Below are 23433 nucleotides of genomic sequence, written 5' to 3' on the forward strand. Positions count from 1 at the left end.
ACTACGCCCCACGTGGACTTTCACCACAGACTGGCGGCATGCCCGCCATACAACAAAAAAGGTGTATGGGAAATCCCATACACCTTTTATATTTAAGCTTTTAATAAAGTCTGAATTACTTAAGAGTAACCTTAGCGCCAACTTCCTCAAGCTTCTTCTTGAGTTCCTCAGCCTCAGCCTTAGGAGCAGCCTCCTTAAGTACCTTAGGAGCAGACTCAACAGCTTCCTTAGCTTCCTTAAGACCAAGACCAGTAGCCTCACGAACAACCTTGATAACCTTGATCTTCTCTGCGCCTACCTCTGTAAGCTCAACGTCGAACTCAGTCTTCTCCTCAGCTGGAGCTGCACCAGCAGCTGCACCTGCAACAACAACGCCTGCAGCAGCAGAAACGCCAAACTCTTCCTCAACAGCCTTTACAAGGTCATTAAGCTCTACAACAGAAAGCTCCTTGATAGCTGCGATAAACTCTTCTGTAGTTAACTTAGCCATTTTAATTTCCTCCATTTAGAAATATCGTGCCTATAGCACTTATCAAAATTTATAATCTTAAATCGCAATTTTCATTGCTTTGTGATCTCTCGACCACGAATGAAGCTTATGCCGCTTCATGATGCCTTTCGCCTATAATTAAGCTGCTGGCTCGCTCTTCTCTGCAACCTGATTGATAACACGTGCGAAGTTTGCGATTGGGCTCTGAAGAGAACCACAAAGTCTTCCGAGAAGCTCTTCTCTTGAAGGGATAGCTGCAAGAACCTGAACCTCTTTCTGATCATAAAGCTTGCCCTCAGCAACTGCTGCCTTAAGCTCAAGCTTAGGAGCATCCTTAGCAAACTTTGCAATGATTCTAGCTGCTGCTGCAGGATCATCCTTAGACACTGCAATAGCTGTAGGTCCCTCAAGTACAGAATCAAGCTGTGCGAAATCTGTACCCTCTGCTGCTCTCTTGATAAGAGTGTTCTTGTAAACCTTGTACTGAACACCAGCCTCTCTTAACTGCTTACGAAGATTTGTATCCTGCTCAACAGTAAGTCCGAGGTAATCAACGGCAGTAACAGCTACAGCACCATCAAAAAGCGCCTTGATCTCGTCAACGATTGGCTGTTTAATTTCAACCTTTGCCATTTACGGTTTTTCCTCCTTATAAGATTTTCGTATAAACCTTTCTAAAAGGAAAACCCCATGCCAAAAGACACGGGGTTGAACAAACAAAATAGTTTGTATCTTTCCTCGGCAGGCGTTCTGTCTTACGGTACCTTACGGCACCACCTGCTGTCTTCGGGTTAATACGTTGCGTATATTAACATCCATCAAATGGATTGTCAATAACTAATTTAAAAATAAATTAAGCACCGAACTGAACAGTATCAAGCTTAACTCCAGGACCCATTGTAGATGTCAGAGTAGCTGACTTCATGTACTGGCCCTTAAGTGTAGCAGGTCTAGCCTTAACGATAGCTGCCATGAGTGTGTTAAGGTTCTCCTGAAGCTTCTCTGTCTCGAATGAAGCCTTTCCTACTGGAACGTGGATGATGTTAGCCTTATCAAGACGATACTCTACCTTACCTGCCTTAGTATCAGCGATAGCCTTGGCAACGTCCATAGTAACAGTACCTGTCTTAGGGTTTGGCATGAGACCCTTAGGTCCGAGAAGACGTCCGATACGTCCTACAACACCCATCATATCAGGAGTAGCGATTACTACATCGTAATCGAACCAACCGCCCTGAATCTTAGGAACAAGCTCCTCAGCTCCTACGAAATCTGCACCAGCTGCCTGAGCTTCATCAGCCTTAGCGCCCTTTGCAAATACGAGGATTCTAACCTTCTTACCTGTGCCGGCAGGAAGTACAACGGAACCACGAACCTGCTGATCAGCGTGACGTGAGTCACAACCTGTTCTGATGTGAAGTTCTACAGTCTCGTCGAATTTTGCTGTTGCATTCTTCTTTACAAGCTCAATAGCGTCTACTGCACTGTACTTTACAGCTCTGTCTACGCCCTGAGCAGCTGCATTATATCTCTTACCTGTTTTCATAATCAGTTGACCTCCCTATTACTTCTCTACTTCAACGCCCATAGATCTGCATGTTCCAGCGATCATAGACATAGCAGCTTCAAGTGATGCAGCGTTAAGATCCTTCATCTTTGTCTCTGCGATCTTCTGAAGATCAGCCTTACTGATTGTAGCAACCTTGTTCTTGTTTGGCTCACCAGAAGCCTTCTGAAGCTTACAAGCCTTCTTGATAAGGACTGCAGCTGGAGGAGTCTTTGTGATGAAGCTAAAACTTCTATCAGCATAAACAGTGATAACTACAGGGATGATAACGTCTCCCTCGTTAGCTGTTCTTGCGTTAAATTCCTTTGTGAATGCAACGATATTTACACCATGCTGTCCAAGAGCAGGACCTACTGGTGGAGCTGGTGTTGCTTTACCAGCTGGAATCTGTAACTTGATGTAACCTTCTACCTTCTTTGCCATTGAGGCACCTCCTTGTGGTAATTGCGGGGTAGACGCCTATAGCGCTAACCCTCCCAAACTTTGTTATCTAAGCTTTTCTACTTCTCCGTATGATAACTCTACCGGAGTTTCTCTGCCGAACATCTCAACCAAGATAGTTACGGTCTTCTTCTGATCATTGATCTCGCTTATAACGCCCACAGTACCCTTCCATGATCCGGAATTAACCGATACTGTATCGCCGATAGCGAAGTCTACAAGAACCTCTGACTTTCTATAGCCGAGGGCCTTGATCTCCTCTTCTGAAAGAGGTGTCGGCTCTGATCCTGGGCCAACAAAACCGGTGACGCCACGTGTATTTCTCACAACGTACCAGGTTTCCTGATTCATAACCATGTTTACAAGAACATAGCCCGGGAACATTTTCTTGTCAGTCTTCTTCTCAACGCCGTTCTTCATTTCGATGACCGGCTGCATTGGAACGCTGACTTCAAGAATAAGATCCTGAAGACCACGGTTTTCGATTGTCTTTTCAAGATCCATCTTAACCTTGTTCTCGTAGCCTGAATAGGTATGTGCTACATACCAACGAGCTGCAGAATTTGTTTCTGACATCGATATCCCCTTTACTTAAGTATAAAGCCAAGTCCCGTCTTCATGATGAGATCAAGAACTGCGATAACAACTCCGATAAGTAAACTTACAACAATTGTAGCTGTTGTTTCCTTAATAACGTCCTGTCTATTCGGGAAAATAATCTTGTTATATTCCGTCTTTAGACCCTTGAAGAAGCCCTGAAATCTAGAACTCTTCTTCTCGTCCATTACTTTGTCTCCTTATGAAGCGTGTGCTGTTTACAGAATCTGCAATACTTACGAATTTCCATTCTCTCAGGATGATTTTTCTTTTCCTTAGTCGTGAAATAATTTCTCTGCTTACATTCTGTACATGCTAAAATAATCTTTGTGCGCACGGCTGTTCACCTCCAATGATTCTTAACTCCGCATGACTACGAAATTAGTGCATAAAAAATAGGGCTTAGCCCCTTGTTTACCTGCAAACTATAACATGTCCGCATGTAGCCGTCAAGCTAATCAGTCAAATGCTTTGTTATTTAAATTTTTTATTACTATTCATGCATTCTATTGTAATAAGTTATAATCCCTTATATACTATTGAATATATTGAGATTTTAAGTATTTTGCATCATGCGTCAGCATTGTGTAAGATCAGACGATTCGCCAGAGATATTATTATGTATTAATATAGGAAGAAGGCACTTTTATGGATCTACGTCGTATCGAAAATATAATTCGTATCGCAGAGGAAAAGAACATCACCAGAGCCGCTGACAAACTCTTTATTTCGCAGCCCGCTCTGAATCTACAGCTCCTCAATCTGGAAAAAGAACTTGGAACCAAGCTTTTCTACAGAAGAGGAAATGAATGGTCCATCACAGAAGCAGGAAGAATCTATGTAGATACCGCGAGAAAAATGATCGCCATGAAGAAGGATTGTTATTCCCGGATATCAGACATAGCAAAGCTTCACAACGAGGAGATCGCGGTAGGTGCTGCCGGCATAGAAGCTGATTACATGATGACCTCTATCTATCGCCAGTTCCACAGGCTGAATCCAACCGTTAAATTACAGCTCAACATCATGAAGGGTCTCAAAGCCCAGGAGCTTGTAAAGAACGGAACCATAGATCTCGGCATCATACTTATGGGCGACAAGCAGAACTACCGTCTGCAGTACGAACTCCTTAGCCACGTAGAGATGGTTCTTGCTGTAGCCTCCTCAAACCCGCTTGTTAATGAAGTGGAATACGAAGAAGACGGAACCAGAGTCATGGACATCCGAAAATTCAAGGATGTACCTTTCTTCCTTGGTCCGAAGGACTCTACCGAACGCTTCGTTTCCGAACAGGTATTTGAACAGGCCGGTTTTGAACCCGATGTATATATGGATGCAGAAGGCATCAACTATGAGCTTGCCCTTGTGGCTGCCGATGAATGTGCAGCACTTATCGGAGCTTCACACCACGTAGATATCCCGGATGATGTTCAGCTCATAAAACTGAAGACCCATCCTGTCATGAATGCCTATGCCGTTTACAGAAAGGATAAGTATCTGTCCGAACCCATGCGAGACCTCATAGATCTCGCAAGAGACTACTGGACAGAGGATATGGGCTGAAATCGTCTATATATCCGTTTTACTGGCCAGGGTAAAGCAGTATATCCTCTCCACTCCGGCTCTTTTCAGGCACCTGCTGGTAGCCTCCAGAGTAGCCCCTGTGGTGAAGATATCATCTACCAACAGTACAGATCGCATGTCCTTTGGGATCTCACCCGCAAAAAATGCACTTGATAAATTTTTAAGTCTTTCCGCAGCATTAAGCTCCTTTAATGCTGCGGTCTTTTTATTTCTGTATAAAGCATCTTCATATACCGGTATATGAAGTTCTCTTCCCATTATTTCCGCAAGAACAGCCGCCTGATTATAACCTCTTTTTTTCAGTCTGCTCTTATGGACCGGAACGGGAACTATGGCGTCCACTCCCATGGCTTTTATTCTGTCGCCGTATAGCCTGATCGCCATATGTCCGTAAAAATCAAGATATTCCTTTGCTCCAGTATATTTTATTCTCGTAATGGAACGGGACACCACATCGCTGTAGCTCATAAGTGAATAACCGTACTCGAAGCTGAATCTGTGTCGTTTACAGTTTGAACAGAGCTCCTCCTCCGCATCTCCGATCTCCCTGCCGCAGATCTTGCACGCAGGTTCCCTGATGAAATGTATGGCACGAATGCATTCGGGACATATAAGCTTTCCCTTCGGCATCACCGGTTCTTCACATATGGGGCATCGCCTCGGAAAAAGCAGGTCCGTCACTCCATTATAAATCATCTTAACCAGCATCTGAAATCTCCCTTAAGCGCTCAGACAAAGACGAGTACCTTTTAGCCTCTGATTCATTACCTATCATCTGTTCAAAAATCTGTGGGTTACCCACGAGACAAACGCAGCGCTTCGCTCTGGTAACCGCTGTATACAAAAGATTACGGTTCATGAGCATTTGCGGTCCCTGATACATAGGGATGATGACTGCAGGATACTCCGAGCCCTGAGACTTGTGTATGGTGATGGCATATGCCAGATCCAGGCTGTCACACTGTTTGAACTCATACTCCACGAATCTGTCATCGAACTTTACCGTCAGAGTCTGTGCAAAATTGTTTATCTCTGTGATGATGCCAATGTCTCCGTTGAACACACCCTCACCCTTTTCTATGGGTATGCCGTACCTTCCTTTGATCTCCCATATGAGATTATAGTCATTCTTCACCTGCATGACCTTATCACCGAGCCGGAACAATGTACCGTTTATTTCCTTCTCCGGCTTCTTGCTGTCCTTTGGGTTGATTCGTTCCTGAAGGAGCTGATTCAGTCTCTCAACTCCCAGGGCCCCCTTTCTCTGAGGTGTCATGATCTGCATATCAAAGGGATCCACCCCGAGATACCCGGGAAGCTTATCCAGTATCAGTGCCGTAATAGAGTTAAAGATCTGTTCAGGGTTCTGGTTCCTGATAAACAGGAAGTCCCTTGATTTTTTACTCAGGTCAACACTTTGTCCTTCGTTTATCCTGTGGGCATTCACAACTATGTCAGACTCTGCCGCCTGCCTGAAGATATGATTCAGTTTAACTGTTCTGATGACACCGGATTCAATGATATCCCTTAGGACATTACCGGCTCCGACGGAAGGCAGCTGATTCGCATCACCCACCATGATCAGTCTCGTTCCCTTGTGAATGGCTTTCAGCAGTGAATTCATCAAGAATATATCCACCATGGACATCTCATCGATGATGACCACGTCACATTCAAGAGGATTGCTGTCATCCCTCTCGAAGTGTCCTCTGATCTGCTCACCGCCTTCATCTCCCTCATCCTCAGGTCGACCCTGATATTCCAAAAGTCGATGTATGGTGGATGCCGCCCATCCCGTGGACTCAGACATCCTCTTCGCTGCTCTTCCCGTAGGCGCTGCAAGAAGTATGGTCTTTCCTTCATTGGCAAAAACTCTGATGATGGTGTTAATAGTCGTGGTCTTTCCGGTACCCGGACCACCGGTGATAACAAGAAGGCCAGAATTTGCCGCAATAGAAACAGCCTGACGCTGAAGCCCGTCAAGCTCTATACCTTCCTTTTCGGTTATTTCATCTATGACTCTCTCAAGTCTTCCGTCCTTATCAGCTTCCTTTTCTATATTGAGTTCCTGAAGCTTTGTTGCCACCTGAAGCTCAGTGTAGTACAAAAGAGATCTGTAGACCCTTGTTCCGGGATCAACATTTCTGTTGTCGGCATCATATACGAGTCCTCTGCCAATGTCTCCCTCTTCACCACTGAACCTGTCCCCATCATTCTCCACTTCCTTCAGGTACTCATCTATACTTTTCTTTTTCCCTGAGGTTTTGACTATCACCTTTCCCTGCATCTGAAGATCAAGAAGATAGCGGTTTATATCATGGATCGTAATATTGAGAAGAGCCTCTGTCGCCTGCAAAAGCTCCGGTAGCGGAAGATAACAGTGGCCGTTACTCTCCGACATGGAGAGAGCATACTGGATGCCTGACTCTATGCGAAAATCAGAATCTTCCTTGATACCTGCATTTCTGGCTATCTCATCGCAGGTCCTGAAGCCCATTCCATCGATATCTTCCGCAAGCTTATAAGGATTATCCCTGACGATATCGTACATCTCATTACCATACTGAGCGTATATCTTTCCCGCCATATTTATGGAGATACCATACTGCTGCAGGAACATGACAGCGTACTGCATCTCTTTTTTTGAGTTCACGGATGCAGCGATATCTATGGCCTTTCTGGAGGAAATACCTTTTATCTCAGCAAGCCTCTCCGGCTCCTCTTCAATGATCCTCATGGTATCATCGCCGAATTTTTTTACGATCCTGGAAGCCATAGCGGCACCTATACCCTTTATGGCACCGGAGCCCAGATATCTTTCAACAGCTTCACTGGATTCCGGAGGCACCACCTGATATTTATCTATAACAAACTGAGTACCGTATATCTGATGTGTGGTCTCATGACCGTCAGCCTTTATGTTCTCTCCCGGTTCCAGCCCGGGAACAGTACCCACCAGAGTATAATTCTTACCCTTCATCACACCGACCATGACGGTATATCCGGTGGAATCACTTCTAAATATAATATGGTCTATATAACCTTCAAAAAAATCCAATTCTTCGTTTCCTTCTAAAAAGCCGATTTCTGAGAAGCACTTTACTTCTTAAGATCATGTCAGCTTCAAAATTCAAGCAATGTAACTCTTTGATACAGCAAAGGGGCAGCCCTATAGGCCACCCCCATTTTAAATTCGATATTACAGATCGTCATCATCATTTGCCAAATCGATGAACTTACCTGTTCCTATAGCAACAGCTGTAAGAGGATCCTCCGCCAGCATACAGTTTATACCTGTCTTTTCATGCATCAGCTTGTCCAGACCGTAAAGATGAGCTCCTCCGCCTGTCATTACGATGCCTCTCTCGTAAATATCCGCTGCAAGCTCAGGTGGAGTACGTTCCAGAACATTATGTACTGCATTTACTATCATAGTTGCCGGCTCGAGAAGTGCATCCATGATTTCATCCGCACTTACTACCACTGTCTTCGGAAGTGCCGTAACCAGGTTACGTCCCCTGACTTCCATAGTGATATTCTCCGGTCTCTTGCTGGCACAGCCTATGTTTATCTTGATATCCTCGGCAGTCCTTTCGCCGATGAGAAGATTATGCTTCTTCCTCATATATCGGAGAATGGCTTCATCAAAATCATCTCCTGCCACCTTTATCGACTCGGAAACTACAGGACCGTCCAGAGCGATAACTGCGATATCTGAAGTTCCTCCTCCGATATCGATGATCATATTTCCCTGCGGCTTGCTGATATCTATACCGGCTCCGATGGCTGCCGCAACAGGCTCTTCAACGATAGTGACCTCTCTCGCACCCGCATGATATGTCGCATCTTCTACAGCCTTCTTTTCAACCTCTGTAGCTCCCGACGGGATACACACACAGATCCTCGGCTTTCTCAGGGTACGTTTTCCTACGGCTTTATTTATAAAATGCTTAAGCATCTGCTCTGTCAAAGTATAATCAGATATAACTCCCTGCCTGAGAGGACGAACCGCAACTATATTCTCAGGTGTCCTTCCGAGCATAAGACGAGCATCTTCACCATAAGCAAGAACACTGTTGGTGTCTTTGTTTACAGCTACGACTGAAGGCTCCTTAAGAACAACACCTCTGCCCTTTATATAAACAAGAACGCTTGATGTACCAAGATCTATTCCTATATCATTTGAAATCAATGAAAACATTAAACTCTCCCATAAAATGCCAGATTCAGCATCTATACTGCTCTATAGGCAACATGCCCCATAATCTCGTATAGTATAATAGAAAGAAGTAGATTTTTAAAGTCAAATTCTGTAGTAAAAACTAAAATGAATATTAACTTTTTAATTTATGTGGTTCCTCTTGTCACCAGACTCACATCAAGCACATTTCTTTCGTTGAACTCTCTGTGCTCCAGAGTATCCAGTATCATATCCACAGCCTTCCTTGCCATCTCTCTTATAGGCTGATGGATGGTCGTGAGCTTCGGTGTTGTAAGAAGAGCAAGCTCCGTGTCATCAAAGCCGATTATCTTTATATCCTCAGGAACTCTTTTGCCCAACATGGCAGCAACCTGTATGACCTGTGCCGCGATGAGATCCGAGCTGCAGAACACTCCGTCAGTTTCCGGATATTCCTTGAGAGCCTTAATTATGCTCTCATGATATTCCATCTCCTTATATTCCTGAGAATTACTGGTAAGTACCCTTGCGCTTACACCGCTCTTACGGCAGACATCCATAAAACCGTCTTCACGAACATCCGCAGGCATCTTGCTCTGCCACACGCTTCCGAGCATCAGAAGATTTTTACAACCCTTTCTGACGAGCTCCTCCGCGGCAAGCTGTCCGCCCTTATAGTTATCGCAAAGCACACATCCCGTTCCGCCTTCTATAAAACGCTCAATGGTGATGATCGGAAGATTGAATTTTTTCAATGTCTCCGGTTTAACCTGCTGGCTAAATATCAGAACACCTGCTACGAGACTGTTTTCGCAAAGCTCCAGCACACTGGTCTCTTTCTGAGGATCGCCTGTCGAATTGTTGATAAATACCTGATACTGCTTTTCCGCAGCATAATGCTCTATCTCACTGAGCATCTGTGAAAAATACGGATGCACCATATGCGGCATGATCACCGCAATTGCGTCTGACCTTCCCTTGGAAAGTGTACGGGCCACTATATTCGGTCTGTACCCTATCTTCTGCATCGCATCATAGACCTTTTTCTTGGTCTTTTCACTGATATACCCTCTGTTATTAAGCACTCTGGATACAGTTTCCACTGCCAGTCCGGCTTCTTTAGCCACATCCTTTAATGTTGTTGCCATACTACCCTATTACCTTTACTGTTTTTAAATATCACCATGACCGGAAATAAAACGATCCGTATTCAAAGCACAAACTACATAATAGCCTGTATCCCCGATTCCATAAATGTTTTTTATCATATACATCCTGTCATGGTAATGTAACTAAAAAGCCGGACACTTTCATGTCCGGCTTCATTATACTATACCAATGTATTAATCTTATTCTTAAAAATACCAACAGATACAGTTTTATAACATATTATTCTAATTTCTATACTCTATTTAACCCGACATTTACTTAACCGCACCTGCTACCATTCCCGCGATGATCTGCTTCTGTAAGAAGAAATACAGAATGAGAATAGGAAGAAGTGTAAGTACCAGTGCTGCCATGATGAGACCATAATCCGAGCTGTATGTTCCATAGAAGCTGTATGTGGAAAGAGGCAGTGTATAAAGCGGCTTCTTTCCGAGAACAAGGCTAGGAAGCAGATAGTCATTCCAGAACTGCATGGCGTTCAGTATAACAAGTGTTGCCGTTGTAGGCTTTAGCAAAGGAAAGACTATAAGCCTGAAGGTCTCCATCTTTGTACATCCGTCGATATAAGCAGCCTCCTCAAGAGACTTTGGTACACCGCTTCGAAGGAAGCCCGCATACATGAACACTGACATACTCATGGCAAAGCCGGTATGCATGAATACAAGTGAAAGTCGATGATTAAGCAAACTCATCTGTGCGCCATAGATCGATACCAGCGGAATCATTATGGACTGGAAAGGTATGATCATGGATGAGATCATAAGTGCAAATATCAGCTTTGCTATCTTAGTGTTCGCACGAACGATATAGTATGCCACCATGGAAGAAAGTACGATAACCGCCAGTGTGGAAAGACCTGTTATGAAAATCGAGTTTCCGAAGGCTTTCACAAATTCCATCTGTTTAAAAGCCTTAAAGTAGTTATCAAGGCTCATTCCATGGGCACCTATGATGTCCATTGGAGCTTTGATGATATCCTTCTTCTGCTTGAAGGAATTGACTATGACCATAAAGAAAGGCACCAGGTAAAACAACGCGCCTATGACCAGAAGGATATATATACAGATATCCTTAACAAGTTTTTTTGTTCCGCCTACACGATCTGCAGCCTTTGGTGAAAGATCTCTGGCGGAAGTATTAGCCTGTGCACTCATCACGCTTCTACCTCCTGCTTCTTACCTATATAAACCTGAAGTCCGGAAATTATAGCTACTACGAAGAACAGGAAAACAGCTTCAGCCTGTCCTATACCGTATTGTCTGGCCGTAAATGCCTTTTCGTATACGTGCATGGCTACAAGTCTGGTACTGCCGTATGGCTCACCGCCTGTCAATGTAAGGTTGATATCGTAAACCATGAAGGCTCTGGAAAGAGTCAGGAATATACATATTACGAAGGACGGCACCATGAGAGGAAGAACGATATGACGCATCTTTGACCAACCGTAGGCTCCGTCTATTGATGCCGCCTCCAGAACATCCTCTGAAAGTCCTGTAAAACCTGCGATGTATATGAGCATCATATATCCGCTCAGCTGCCATACCGTTACGATTACAAGTGCCCAGAACGCCTTGGTCGGATCCGACAGCCATGACTTTGAAAAAATGGCGATTCCCAGACTCTTTCCGAACTTTACAAGAAGCTGTGAAAAAACGAACTGCCATATGAATCCCAAAACTACACCGCCGATAAGGTTCGGTGTGAAAAATCCCGCACGGAAGACATTCTGCCCCTTCTTGATCCTTCCTGAAAGGAAATATGCGAAAAGAAAACCGAATGCATTTACCAGAATAACCGAAAGCACCACATACTTAAGTGTGAGTCCCATGGAATTCCAGAAATCCTTATCCTGGGCGAGAGCTTTGTAATTGTCAAAGCCCACAAGATTCTTCACTGCCGCAACACCGTTCCAGTCTGTAAATGTGAGATAAAAACCATACAGGAAAGGTATGATGACCACACATACAAAAACGAAGGTTCCCGGAAGTGCAAACATTAGAAAACTTTTTATTTTATCACCGGTGGTACGGCCGAGAGAATTCATATTGATCTGCCTTTCTTATAAATGTTCCAACTGCTTATTTCTGTGCCTGCCAGTAAGCATCGATCTCTGAAGCAGCACCTGCGCGGTCTGTCTGACCTGCAACATACTTCTGCATAACAGCACCAACTACTGACCAGTGGTCTGAAGGAGCTACAAAGCTTGAAGAATAAGTATTTCCGGAAGTCATCTTTGCCACGATATCACGGCTAAGAGGATCCTTAGGAGCTACAGTGTTGTTTGAACATGCAGGAATGAGTGCGAGCTTCTCAACAAGTCCCTTCTGACCTGACTCAGAATTTACAAGCCAGTTGATGAACTCAAGAGCTGCCTTCTGCTGCTCCTCTGTTGACTGCTTTGCGTCTACCATAAGCTGCTTGGTAGGTGAAGCCTGCATTGATGTGTTTGCAAGATCAGATGAATCATTACCGAGAACAAACGGGATAAATCCATAGTCATCCGAAGTCTCGGCACCTGCTGTCTCAAGGTTTGGCCATGCCCAGTTTCCGTTTGGCCAGAAAGCTGCTTCACCCTCTACAAGATGCATAGGATCTTCATCATAGATAGCTCCCAGCGGATCCTCCTTGTTGTAGTTGTAATCAAGGATCACATCCATAGTATCCATGAACTGGTTAAAACGATCATAATCCTCAACCTTCTGAGAACCATCCTTAAGAGCTGCCATGATCTTGTCAGCACCGGCTGTTGTTCCATCATATGTGTCATATATATATCCAAGCTGATGCGCACCAAGTGACCAGTCTTCCTTTGAAAGAACTACAGGATTCTCCATGCCCGCTGCTCTGAGCTCTTCACATACAGCCTTGAAGGAATCAAGTGAGTTGATAGATGCAGGATCGAAAGTCTTTCCGAGAGCGTCTTCGATAGACTTCTTTGAGTAGATAATGCCTCTGCCCTCAACACAGAACGGGAAACTGTATACCTTTCCGTCGATCTTTGTTGTCATGTTGTCACAGTACTTGATCCAGTCCTGTGAGCTGAGATCAAGTCCGTACTCTCCTGCAAGAGCGATAACGTCTGTTGTATCAAGGATAGACATGGTAGGAGCTGTTCCTGAGCTGTACATGGAAGTTACCTTTGTATAAGGAACTTCACCGGTACCACAGGCAAGGACTTCAAGATTGATTCCTGTCTCATCGGTGAATGTAGCAGCAAGCTCTTCAAGAGCTGTCTGAATCTCACCCTTTGAATTGAGAAGTGTTATGGACTGTCCTGCAAGCTCTGACTTTTCAGCAGGTGCTGCAGCCGCCTCTGTTCCTGCTGCTGTTGTATCCGCTGCAGCTGTTGTATCTGCCGCCTTGGTTGTCTCTGTAGTTGTACTGCTTCCGCATGCTGCAAGTGAGCTTACACATGCTACTGTCATAAGTAACGCAGCCATTCTGTTCAGGTTCTTCTTCATGATTATCTCCTCTTTAGTCTTAAATAAAATTAATAATGCCAGCTATGTCAACCGCTTGACATTTAACTTATTGCGAATATAACGCTTTACACAATTTCTGTCAATCGCCTAACATATTTTTGTGTATATTGTGCAATAATTAACAGCTTATTTTGTGCGTTATTTTGTACAAAAATACCGCCACAAGGATTTCTCCTTACGGCGGTAGATGAAATTTATATGATTTTGTACAATTCATCCTCTGATGAGCAAAGCTCAGACAACTGAACCAAACACTTTATACATGGCTTTTGCAGCTTTTACAGATTATGCAAGCTCTGATGAGATCTCATAAGAATAATCTTCAAAATCAACCTTAAGTGATGCGGTATTTCCCTTATGCCTCCATGTCATGGTCATCTTTGTGCCCTCTGTCTCGACTGAGAAATCGGCATCAAAGGAGAAAGCCGGACAGGTGTTACGGAACTTAAGCATCTCAACCTGCTTTGCTACAACATCAGAAGAAAGCCTCTTCTCCATCTCCTCGATGGAAAGGTTTGTACGGTTGATCTCCTTATGTCCTGCAGGACCCGCATGCTTTACAGCCTCATGGTCATTCTTTCCCGCAAAAAGGTCGAGATACCATACCTGTGGCTTACCCGGCATGAACATCTGGATCGCACGTGCAAGAAGCATCTTTCTGTCATCCTCACCGAGAGCACTGTAGTATGTAGCATTGACCTGATAGTACATGTTCTTCTTTCCGTGAAGATCCTTTACGAGACCACCTCTTGAAACGATGGTATCGATGAGGTTCTGGATCTCCTCCTCAGGAAGTATTCCCTTAAGGTCAAGAAGAGGTATACCGTCATGACAGCCCAGCATATTTACTGTGCGGATCTTATCTTGAACGAGCTCCTGAGCCCATCTTGCAAGATCCTTACCGTTCTTCTTTTCGATCGCGTCGATGAGAAGTCCCGGAAGGAAGAAATCATAGGTCATGTAACCCATATCCGCCACCTTCTTGTATACCTTCTCTCCGTAGCTTGCATGAATCTCCGGAAGAAGTGTCACACGATACTTATCCGCAAGCTCGCGAACCTTCGCAAGAAGGTCCCATGTATCAGGCTCGTTCATAAAGTTCTTCTTGCCCGGCTCCTTAGGTGCATAAGCAAAGGCGTCGAGACGAACGATGGAAGCTCCGTAGTTTGAAAGAGCCTTGAGAGTGTTCTCATAATGCTCCCATACGAGTGGTGACTTTACATTGAGATCCATCTGACCGAGGTACTTACGGTTTGACTCAAGGTAATCGATCACCTTATCACGATATGCCTCATACCCATTGAAATCTATCTCTGACGGCTTCTTTCCGGCGTCAAGAGAAGCATTGACCCTCTCACAGATATGCTCTGCTGTGAGGTACTGGATGTCCATGGCACCCATGAGATCCATGGCATCAGGGCGCTTGTAGATAACCTCCTGATAAAATGTATTCCAGTAAGGTACATCCTTTCCGTCAGGCATACGCACCATGAGGATAGGAAGACCCGGCTTACGGAAGAACATATCCTTTATATACCTGTCTTCCGGCTGGATATATCCTTCTGCAGTCATCTCTCCCTTGCCTTCCCAGAACCTGTTCCAGTTGATAAAGAAATCACTGTACTTTGAGTTTTCTCCGTTCTTTATGAGATCCTGGAACTGTGGTGAAAGGACAGATGCATGATTCAGAATAAAATCAAGCTTAAGGTTAACTCCCAGCTTACGGAGCCTCTCCAGATCCTCCTCACTTCCCATCTCGTTGTTTATATTGTAATCGATAACTGAAAATCCACGGTCGAGATCTGTATTGAAAATGCTTGGAAGAATATAGAAAGACTGGAAAGAATCCTCCATCTCCCTTTTCTCAAGAAATCCAACAACATCGCTGAGGCGTCCGCCCATACTGTCAGGGTAGGCATTCAGCATAGGTCCGTTATCTGTATAATGTTTATCCATCTCAAACTCCTGCACTATATCCTTAAATCAAAACTGATCCTTCATGAGTTCTGTATATTCATCAAAACTTATAAGCTCACCGTTCTTTGAGCAAATGATCTTTGCCTTGTGTGCCTGAGAGTGGAGCTTACCCTGCTCGATCTCAAGAACCATAGTTGTAAATGCACTGTCTGTCTTTCCGTCTCTGTTTCTTGCCCTTCTGTGTGCCAAAGTCTCTGCAGGTGTACTGTTGAGAAGAACAGGTATATCAACTCCCTTAAGGAAATCACTGTTTCCGTGTGTCCACTCAATGATAAGTACCTGCTTATCAGAGAAATCAATATCTTCATACCAGAGACTGGCCGCATCTCTTCCCATACGTCTTAACCAGAGATCAGCTGCGCCATCCTTGAATGCGCTGATGATATTGCTTACTTCATCAAAATCTGTCTCGTCAGATGTTCCGAGATACTCTGAAAGTCCCTTGCGTCCACCTGCGAGATATGACTCGAACCATGCATTTCCCTCCGCATGCTTCTTATCCGCATCAGTATCCTCCTGCTGCCAGCTTCTGATCTCGGCAAATCTCTCGTTTGTGTAATCTCCGGCTTCCACCATGTTTCTTACAGCACTCTCACGGAATACATGAAGTCTCTCTGCATCGTTGTACATAGGAATACGGTGAGGGTAGTTATCACCTGAAAGAATATATGCTCCTACACCTGACTGGTTAAGGAACCACGCAAGAACAGAGGCGATCTCAGACTTTCCTACTCCTGATCCTCCGCAAACGCTGACTACAACACGCTGGTTTTCATTTTCTTTCATCTTCTCTGCTATTTCCTTTACAAGTACAGGGAAGATTTTGTTTGCCTTTGCGATATGAGACTCTCCGATCTCGATTTTATCTCCCGGCATATCTCCATGAGGAATCTCTACAGGAACTTCCTTTGTCTCCCACGGAAGTACCTTGAGGATATCCTCAGCATAATTTTTTGATGACTTATTGATTTTCTGATAATTTGTATTCATACTTTTACTCATATTGTTACTCATTTTATTTTTTCTCTCCTAACATATGCCAAAATATGTTAAGCGGTTGACATATGCTACGTTAACAGATTTAAAAACATCTGTAAAGAGCATCTTGATAAATTTATGTCAGATTAATAAAGCTGAAATTTGTGCGTAATTACAAGTTGCAGGCATAAGTTCATACTGCCGGCAGACTCACGAAACACCTAATCTTTTTCGCGGAGGAAATACTATGATTCATACCCTTCTTATTACTTCAGACTATCTCTGGATCCCTGTATCACCTGAACAGAATCAGGAAAAGATCTCCTTCTTGGCAGGAGATAAACGCATCTACGAATTTATGATTCCTGTTTCGAAAATCGAAAATTCTGATCATGTCTATCCTGCCGCCTTCTACTGTCCATTACCGGTTAAAGCATGGAAAAACCGCGAGCTGACCATAACCGGCTCTTTTTCAGAGGCATTTATTAAGGCCGTAAAGCAGAGTGATGATCTTCCGACAGAAGTATTATCCGTAGCTCCAACAGGTAAATCTCAATCTGATGCTTCCCCGGAAGTCTTTCCTCTCGTTCATTTTGCAGCTCCGGGCTGGATAAACGACCCAAACGGCCTCTTCTATAAGGACGGTCTATGGCACCTTTATTTCCAGTATAACCCCTTCGATACCAGATGGCAGAATATGTCATGGGGACATGCTGTGAGCCATGATCTACTACATTGGACACAACATCCTTCGGTTCTATTTCCCGACGGAACCGGAAGCATGTTTTCCGGAAGCTGCCTTCCTTTGAGTGATGAGCTTCTGTCCTTCTTCTACACTTCCGCGGGAGACGCCACAGACTGGGGTAAAGAATCTCACTCAACTTTCACCCAAAGAGTCGCCCTCAGCACTGACAGCGGAGAGACTCTGGTAAAAACATCCGCTATAGAGCTTATAGACGAAATCGATTCCGATAATCCCCATAACCTCATCCTGTCAGAGATAGCTCCGGGAAACCGGGATCCCAAGGTCTACAGAGACGACATAAACGGAGGATTCTATATGGTCCTTTTTCTGGAGAAAAACGACTATGCCGTGCTTCACTCGGAAGGAAATGATATCACCGGATGGAAGCTCACACAGCGCCTGTCCATGGCTCCCGGCTGGGAATGTCCCGACCTAAGACAGCTGCCCTCTCCAAAAGGAAAAAAATGGTTCTTCTGGACATCTGATGGTTTCTATCACACCGGAAGTTTCGACGGACACTGCTTCAGGAAGTATTCTGAGACACCCAAACGTGCATACCTTAATTCCCTTGCATACGCCGGACAGAGCTTCCAGATATACAGCCCCGGCATTAGACCTGAAGAAAGCTCTGTCGACAAGGACGATAGCTTTTATGATCGTGTGGTATTTATACATTGGCTGAGAACCTCTAACAGAGAGCACAGCTTCACCGGGATCATGGGCATACCCAGAGAGCTTTATCTCGACAGTGATGATACTCTTCACATGTCTCCTGTAAAGGAATGGACCGATGCTCTTCGCCTGGTATCTCCCGATGCAGAAACCTTTTCGGAATCCTCTGATGCCGGAATCAAATCTTCATCAAAAGAAAAAAAGAGCTCATGGTCCATTTCTCATGAGGCTCCTTTGGAACTCGATATAACTGAAATCGAAGATGCTATAAGTGTCAATGTCTTCGGTCTCAACATTGATTACTGCTCCGGCTCACATCTCCTCCGTGTGGAAAAGGGAAATGCCGACTTCCATGAAGATCATAAAGATATCACTGTTCCTGATCCTGAACCATGCACTGATATCATTTTCCCGGAAGCGCCGAAGGATATCCGTATCATCATCGACAGAGGAATAGTTGAGGTTTCCGCCAACAGTGATTCCTTAAATGCTTTCTTTGAAGTTGACATTTATGAGCTTAAAGGAACTGTCAATATTTATGGCTCCTGTTCATCAAAGCTTTACATAATTGCAAAATAAAGTATAAAGCGCTTCTTATGAAGCTTTGCTGTTTCTCGTGATGCCTCAGTGCCTTAAGATTTCGCTGTTATTTTACATCTTAAGATTTTATGTAGTCTGTTCTTCATAATTGCGTTCATGCACTTTAGATTTTGTTTATAAATTTTAGACTTCTTTAAGTCGTGAGACATACTTAAGTCACAAAGCTTCTGTATCATATAAAACAGTTACAGAAATGTAACACAAAAAAAGCTTTTCATACTCATACTCCGGAGTTGTAATACACTCCGGAGCCCCCCTTCATAAACAACGGTCGCTTATGTGTATGATATCTATGATCTTTCGAGACCATCCCTATCAAGCATGACCGTTTAAAATATACTTAGTAAGAGTTCTTTTCTCCCCTTACGTGAACTCTTGACATATATAGACTTAAAGCAGAGACAGGAAGACCCCACCGGAGCGAAACAGCTTCGGTGGGGTCATTCGTTTACCCTGTTTATTCAGCAGGGAAGTTTTATCCTTCCCTGCTCTCACGTAATCCGTCATCAGAACGGCTGTAAGTCATTTTTCTCTTCTTAAACAATGAAATCTCATTCTTCATCTGAGGACATTTCCCTGATTCTCTCACTTCCCTCTACTATACCGGATTCCAGTTTATGAAGACTTTCAGAGTATTTTCTGGAGGCTTCTCTCAGTTTATCAAAGTACTCGGATCCGCCCTTTAATGTAGGGTTGTTCCTTAGCATACTTCCTACCCACCAGTTCATACGACCTGAACGCTCATCTCCTCCATCCTCAAGTATACGAAGTCTCTCTTCCATACGCCTTCGGTGAAGCTCCAGGCCTTCACGGTTATCACTGTGTCTCTCTTCATAAGCTCTGGTTCCGGGTACCACATTGGCAACCTTTCTCGCAGCTGATTTTCCGGCATCCACCATGGTTTTTCCTGCTGTAGTTCCGGCCTCCAGCACTGTATTACCGGCTTCCAGTACTGTCTTTCCTGCACTGGATCCCGCCTCAAGCACTGTTTTCCCGGCTGTTGTGCCTGCCTCAGCCACAGTCTTTACTGCTGCCTTTGCCGCTGTGACACTTCCATTTGCTATGGTCTTTGCCACAAGTGTACTTCCTGTAGCGATGACACGTTTTGTTTCCTCTGTGACCACCTTTGCGGCAGCCAGATTTCCTTCGGTTTCAGCGATAGACTTCACTTCGGAGACATTGGCACGAGCCTGCTCCTGCATCTCGAGAAGTCGCGTCCGGGCCTCTGAGATATTAAGCTTAAGAGCCTGTATCTCCTCACTGTTCTCAGCAAGCTTCTCGATACGGCGTTTAAGATCCAGAGCTCCGATGATGGAGAATATCAGATCTTCAATGAAAAGCGTATACAGCATGGTAACAGCTACAACGAATCCGGTATATGTCCAGTTCTCCGATATGGCGGCTACATGGGGATGTATGAATTTCGTAAAAACAAGCGCGAGAAGCCCCCATGCAAGTGAGGCATACAGGCAGATATACCCATGGAAATTGAATGGATTGTGACTGTAGTCCCACCACTTCATGTGGAAAATATGGTACATGCTCACGCCTGTAACAAGCTCAAGTGCAGTTCCCACCAGAACCCCCATGATATACACCATGTAAAGCTTTTCCCTGTAGGGCCAGGCGAACAGCAGCATCATGATGGCTCCAACACCATAGATGGGCAGCCACGGACCATGACAGAAACCTCTGTTCAGGGGCCTCAGCTCCTTAAGTGAACAGTATACAGATTCAAATATCCACCCGAATATGCAGTAAAGCATAAAGAGCAGTGCCCACTGAAGAAGGGTATATTGAGAAAATATCGAAAAGTTTTCCAGAAAATCAACCATGATAAGTCCTTTTAATAAATAACTCCTAGTACTACCTTAATAAGCGCTGAGAGCCTTATTAGCTTACATCCTATACATGCCTAAAGTTCATATAGATTACATGTAAGCTAAATCCTATTTATGTTTTTCCTGAAGGGGAACAGTAGCAATTCAAAAAACTTAGTGAAAACGCTCGCCGAAAGCAGCATAGATAACACAATGCAGAATAGTAAGACAATTATGAGATCAAGCGGATTTCCGGGATCAAAGCATGTTATAAGTCCTGCTGCAAAGAGCAGATCCCTTACAGGTCTGTGCAGTATATAGATCTGCAATGTTCTTTGCCCCATGACGCTAAGCACCGGCACATAGCAAGCAGGTACTATCCTAAAGAAGGTCAATGAAATAACACTTGCGGCAACATACCAGATAAGTCTCAGTATCCAAACCTGTCCGAGTATACCTGTAAAGTATTCCGGACGCTCACATATTCTGAATCTTTCATACCATACGCCAAATACAGCATCATGATACGGAAGCAGGTAATCATACATAAAGAATGCTATACCAAGCACAAAAAAAGCCGCCGAAGCCTCTATCACACACCATAATGCTTTTATATCAGTCTTACCTTCAGCTCGAAGAAATGCCTCCAGCCTTTCAGTTCCCATAAAGTGACCTGCATAAAAGAAAGGGGCAAATGCCAGGATCCTTTCAAAAGACAACAATTCACCCAGTCCCTCTATATATCCGCCTGCAAGGGATGCTGCAGTCAGAAGAAGAATCAGTATGATACTGCTCTTGAATACCCGCTCCTTTAAAAGCGTAAAAAAAGGGATAAAGAGATACCATGTAAAAAGGGCCAACATATACCACGGAGCTCCTTCTTCGTAGAAGAACTCCCTCCATGAAGCCTCTCTGCCATAAGCAGGTATCTCTGAAAAAAACACTATGATCTCAAATATAGCATACAGCCATAGTGTTTTGAAAAGCTGTCTAACATTAAATGTCCTTTTCTCTTTTCCTATATAGATATTCTGAGAAAAAAGACCTGAAACAAAGGTAAAAGCCGCCATATGAAAAACATAGATCTCATAGAACAGATTTGTACATACTCTCGTCCTTCCCTGTAAGGGAAGAAGAAAATGCCCTATGACCACCAGCATTATCAAAACGCCCTTTGCATTATCCATCCTGAGATTTCTTTTCACAGACATGTAACTACCCCTACTACCCCGATTTATCCTGCCTCATCATATTCTCCCTGCGTATCTCCGGACAAGCTTATCTATCAGGAATATAAAAAAGGCCGTCGCCAAAGCGACAGCCTAATTCTATCATCATTTGTTTTATGCTTCAATCAAAGTAATTTAAGCTTTGAAGCCGTTTTCATCACTCAAGAATAGGAGCGATGGCTGCTGCGAGCTTCTCCTTCTCTGCCTCAGCCTCAGAAAGATCCTTGCCGAGAGTTGTGAAATAAGTTTTGATCTTAGGCTCTGTACCTGAAGGTCTTACAACCACAGATGAACCATCATCAAGTGTATAAATGAGAACATTGGCCTTTGGAAGACCTGTCTCTTCAGGCTTCTCATAATCTGACACCTTGACTACTTTCTTGCCTGCGAACTCTGAAGGCGCTTCCTTACGAAGACCTTCCATGATGGAAGCCATCTTATCCATACCGCTGAGACCCGGGAACTCGAAAGAATCAACCTTGTTAAGGTAACGTCCATACTCCTTATAGATCTCCTCAAGTCTCTGCTTGATGGATGAACCGATGGAGCGATAGTATGCTGCCATCTCGCAGATAAGCATGGAACCTACGACTGCATCCTTATCTCTTACATATGAACCTGAAAGATATCCGTAAGACTCCTCGAATCCGAAAATAAAACGCTCGACTTCGCCTGCTGCCTCAAGCTGTGCGATCTGATCACCGATCCACTTAAAGCCGGTGAGAACTTCTCTGAGCTCTACTCCATAGTGCTCAGCAACAGCATTGGCAAGAGGTGTGGAAACGATAGACTTTACAGCTACCGGCTTCTCAGGCATAGTTCCCTTTTCCTTGCGTCCCGCACAGATATAATCAAGAAGGAGAACTCCCATCTCGTTACCTGTAACAAGCTCATATGTTCCGTCAGGACACTTCATAGCGATGCCTACACGATCGGCATCAGGATCTGTAGCAAGAAGAAGATCCGCGTCTGTCTTCTTGGCAAGCTCAAGTCCCTTTTCCATAGCTGCGAAGATCTCAGGATTAGGATAAGAACAGGTTGTGAAGTACCCGTTCGGATACTCCTGCTCTGGCACGATGGTGATATCATCTATTCCGATATCGTTGAGGACCTTTGTAACAGGAACAAGTCCTGTACCATTGAGAGGTGTATAAACAAGCTTGAGTCCAGAACCCTTTGCTGCACCGGGACGAACCTGACGTGACTCGATAGCATCATAAAGTCCCTGCTTACAGTCCTCTCCTACGAACTTGATAAGTCCTCTCTCAACACCCTCGGCAAAGCTAATGTACTTTGCACCTGTAAGAACATCCGTCTTCTGGATCTGGTTGTAAACAACAGCCGCTGCGTCATCGGTCATCTGACATCCGTCCGGACCGTAAGCCTTGTAACCGTTGTACTTTGCAGGATTGTGAGAAGCTGTTACCATGATACCTGCGTTGCAGTTATAGTAGCGTGTTGCAAAAGAAAGTGCAGGAACCGGCATGAGCTCATCATAGATGCGTACATTGATGCCGTTGGCAGCAAGAACACCTGCTGCCTCACGTGCAAAATTCCATCCCTTAAGACGGGAATCATAGCTGATGGCTACAGTCTGTGTGCCACCCTGTGTCTTTACCCAGTCTGCAACTCCCTGTGTGGCCTGACGAACTACCCAGATATTCATACGGTTTGTTCCTGCTCCAAGTGTTCCGCGAAGACCGGCGGTTCCGAATTTAAGAGCCACTGCAAAACGGTCCTTAATAGCCTCTTCATCTCCCTTTATGCCCTGAAGCTCGGTTTTCAGATCAACATCCTGAAGGTCAGCTGCCAGCCAACGCTCGTAATCTTCTTTATACATTTATAGTACCCCTCTCATTTTTATTTGAACCAATAAAACTAACTATAAATATATCAATTTT

The 23433-nt window shown here is 44.3% G+C and carries 21 protein-coding genes and 1 other annotated feature; of the genes, 2 read left to right on the forward strand and 19 right to left on the reverse strand.

The window, feature by feature from the left end:
• Positions 1–115 precede the first annotated feature (115 nt).
• The 7 genes from rplL to rpmG all read right to left on the reverse strand — a co-directional run bounded on the left by rplL (position 116) and on the right by rpmG (position 3432).
• Positions 116–490 carry a 50S ribosomal protein L7/L12 gene (gene rplL / locus BXO88_RS07500; protein ID WP_044993776.1) on the reverse strand — a complete coding sequence of 125 codons (375 nt, stop codon included), beginning with the start codon at positions 488–490 and terminating at the stop codon, positions 116–118.
• Positions 491–628: 138 nt separating this feature from the next.
• Positions 629–1123, reverse strand: coding sequence for a 50S ribosomal protein L10 (rplJ, locus tag BXO88_RS07505; RefSeq protein ID WP_078037135.1), 495 nt, complete (start codon positions 1121–1123; stop codon positions 629–631).
• A 37-nt stretch (positions 1124–1160) separates the two neighbouring features.
• Positions 1161–1298: a sequence feature (ribosomal protein L10 leader region), on the reverse strand.
• Positions 1299–1343: 45 nt separating this feature from the next.
• Complete coding sequence (gene rplA / locus BXO88_RS07510) at positions 1344–2036, reverse strand: 50S ribosomal protein L1 (RefSeq protein WP_044993778.1); 693 nt, start codon at positions 2034–2036, stop codon at positions 1344–1346.
• Positions 2037–2054: 18 nt separating this feature from the next.
• Entirely contained in the window at positions 2055–2480 is a 426-nt protein-coding gene (gene rplK, locus BXO88_RS07515) for a 50S ribosomal protein L11 (RefSeq protein WP_036606756.1), read from the reverse strand.
• 63 nt (positions 2481–2543) lie between these two features.
• A complete protein-coding gene (gene nusG, locus BXO88_RS07520; RefSeq protein WP_078037136.1) occupies positions 2544–3074 on the reverse strand; it encodes a transcription termination/antitermination protein NusG in 531 nt (176 codons plus the stop codon).
• A gap of 11 nt (positions 3075–3085) precedes the next feature.
• A complete protein-coding gene (gene secE, locus BXO88_RS07525) occupies positions 3086–3283 on the reverse strand; it encodes a preprotein translocase subunit SecE (protein ID WP_078037137.1) in 198 nt (65 codons plus the stop codon).
• The gene (gene rpmG, locus BXO88_RS07530; protein WP_029201705.1) at positions 3283–3432 is read right to left on the reverse strand and encodes a 50S ribosomal protein L33; all 150 of its coding nucleotides are present in this window, start codon (positions 3430–3432) and stop codon (positions 3283–3285) included. The genes secE and rpmG overlap by 1 nt, the downstream gene beginning before the upstream one ends.
• 311 nt (positions 3433–3743) lie before the next feature.
• On the opposite strand from rpmG, the gene BXO88_RS07535 reads away from it, so the two are divergent.
• On the forward strand, positions 3744–4658 hold the full coding sequence (locus BXO88_RS07535; RefSeq protein ID WP_078037138.1) for a LysR family transcriptional regulator: 915 nt from the start codon (positions 3744–3746) through the stop codon (positions 4656–4658).
• Between the two features lie 6 nt (positions 4659–4664).
• On the opposite strand, the gene BXO88_RS07540 is transcribed toward BXO88_RS07535, so the two are convergent.
• The 9 genes from BXO88_RS07540 to BXO88_RS07580 all read right to left on the reverse strand — a co-directional run bounded on the left by BXO88_RS07540 (position 4665) and on the right by BXO88_RS07580 (position 16502).
• The gene (locus BXO88_RS07540; protein ID WP_242945176.1) at positions 4665–5387 is read right to left on the reverse strand and encodes a ComF family protein; all 723 of its coding nucleotides are present in this window, start codon (positions 5385–5387) and stop codon (positions 4665–4667) included.
• Complete coding sequence (gene recD2, locus BXO88_RS07545) at positions 5377–7737, reverse strand: SF1B family DNA helicase RecD2 (RefSeq protein ID WP_078037139.1); 2361 nt, start codon at positions 7735–7737, stop codon at positions 5377–5379. The genes BXO88_RS07540 and recD2 overlap by 11 nt, the downstream gene beginning before the upstream one ends.
• Positions 7738–7878: 141 nt before the next feature.
• The gene (locus tag BXO88_RS07550) at positions 7879–8880 is read right to left on the reverse strand and encodes a rod shape-determining protein (protein ID WP_078037140.1); all 1002 of its coding nucleotides are present in this window, start codon (positions 8878–8880) and stop codon (positions 7879–7881) included.
• Positions 8881–9026: 146 nt separating this feature from the next.
• Positions 9027–10007 carry a LacI family DNA-binding transcriptional regulator gene (locus tag BXO88_RS07555; protein WP_078037141.1) on the reverse strand — a complete coding sequence of 327 codons (981 nt, stop codon included), beginning with the start codon at positions 10005–10007 and terminating at the stop codon, positions 9027–9029.
• Positions 10008–10283: 276 nt separating this feature from the next.
• Positions 10284–11183, reverse strand: coding sequence for a carbohydrate ABC transporter permease (locus BXO88_RS07560; RefSeq protein WP_044993786.1), 900 nt, complete (start codon positions 11181–11183; stop codon positions 10284–10286).
• The gene (locus BXO88_RS07565) at positions 11183–12073 is read right to left on the reverse strand and encodes a carbohydrate ABC transporter permease (protein WP_044993787.1); all 891 of its coding nucleotides are present in this window, start codon (positions 12071–12073) and stop codon (positions 11183–11185) included. The genes BXO88_RS07560 and BXO88_RS07565 overlap by 1 nt, the downstream gene beginning before the upstream one ends.
• Before the next feature lie 34 nt (positions 12074–12107).
• Entirely contained in the window at positions 12108–13490 is a 1383-nt protein-coding gene (locus tag BXO88_RS07570) for an ABC transporter substrate-binding protein (protein ID WP_078037142.1), read from the reverse strand.
• A gap of 306 nt (positions 13491–13796) precedes the next feature.
• Positions 13797–15467, reverse strand: coding sequence for an alpha-amylase family glycosyl hydrolase (locus BXO88_RS07575; protein WP_078037143.1), 1671 nt, complete (start codon positions 15465–15467; stop codon positions 13797–13799).
• A 27-nt stretch (positions 15468–15494) separates the two neighbouring features.
• Positions 15495–16502 (reverse strand): adenylylsulfate kinase, encoded by a 1008-nt coding sequence (locus BXO88_RS07580; protein ID WP_242945177.1) that lies wholly within the window; start codon positions 16500–16502, stop codon positions 15495–15497.
• Between the two features lie 211 nt (positions 16503–16713).
• On the opposite strand from BXO88_RS07580, the gene BXO88_RS07585 reads away from it, so the two are divergent.
• Entirely contained in the window at positions 16714–18462 is a 1749-nt protein-coding gene (locus BXO88_RS07585) for a glycoside hydrolase family 32 protein (RefSeq protein WP_078037144.1), read from the forward strand.
• A gap of 572 nt (positions 18463–19034) precedes the next feature.
• Here the strand turns inward: BXO88_RS07585 and BXO88_RS07590 are convergent.
• From BXO88_RS07590 to BXO88_RS07600, 3 genes are all read right to left on the reverse strand, one after another.
• Complete coding sequence (locus BXO88_RS07590) at positions 19035–20318, reverse strand: putative ABC transporter permease (RefSeq protein ID WP_078037145.1); 1284 nt, start codon at positions 20316–20318, stop codon at positions 19035–19037.
• A gap of 107 nt (positions 20319–20425) precedes the next feature.
• Positions 20426–21514, reverse strand: coding sequence for an acyltransferase family protein (locus BXO88_RS07595; RefSeq protein WP_078037146.1), 1089 nt, complete (start codon positions 21512–21514; stop codon positions 20426–20428).
• 175 nt (positions 21515–21689) lie between these two features.
• Positions 21690–23372 carry a phospho-sugar mutase gene (locus BXO88_RS07600; protein WP_078037147.1) on the reverse strand — a complete coding sequence of 561 codons (1683 nt, stop codon included), beginning with the start codon at positions 23370–23372 and terminating at the stop codon, positions 21690–21692.
• Between the last annotated feature and the right edge of the window lie 61 nt (positions 23373–23433).

It is taken from the genome of Oribacterium sp. C9 (assembly GCF_002007235.1).
GTDB lineage: Bacteria > Bacillota > Clostridia > Lachnospirales > Lachnospiraceae > Oribacterium.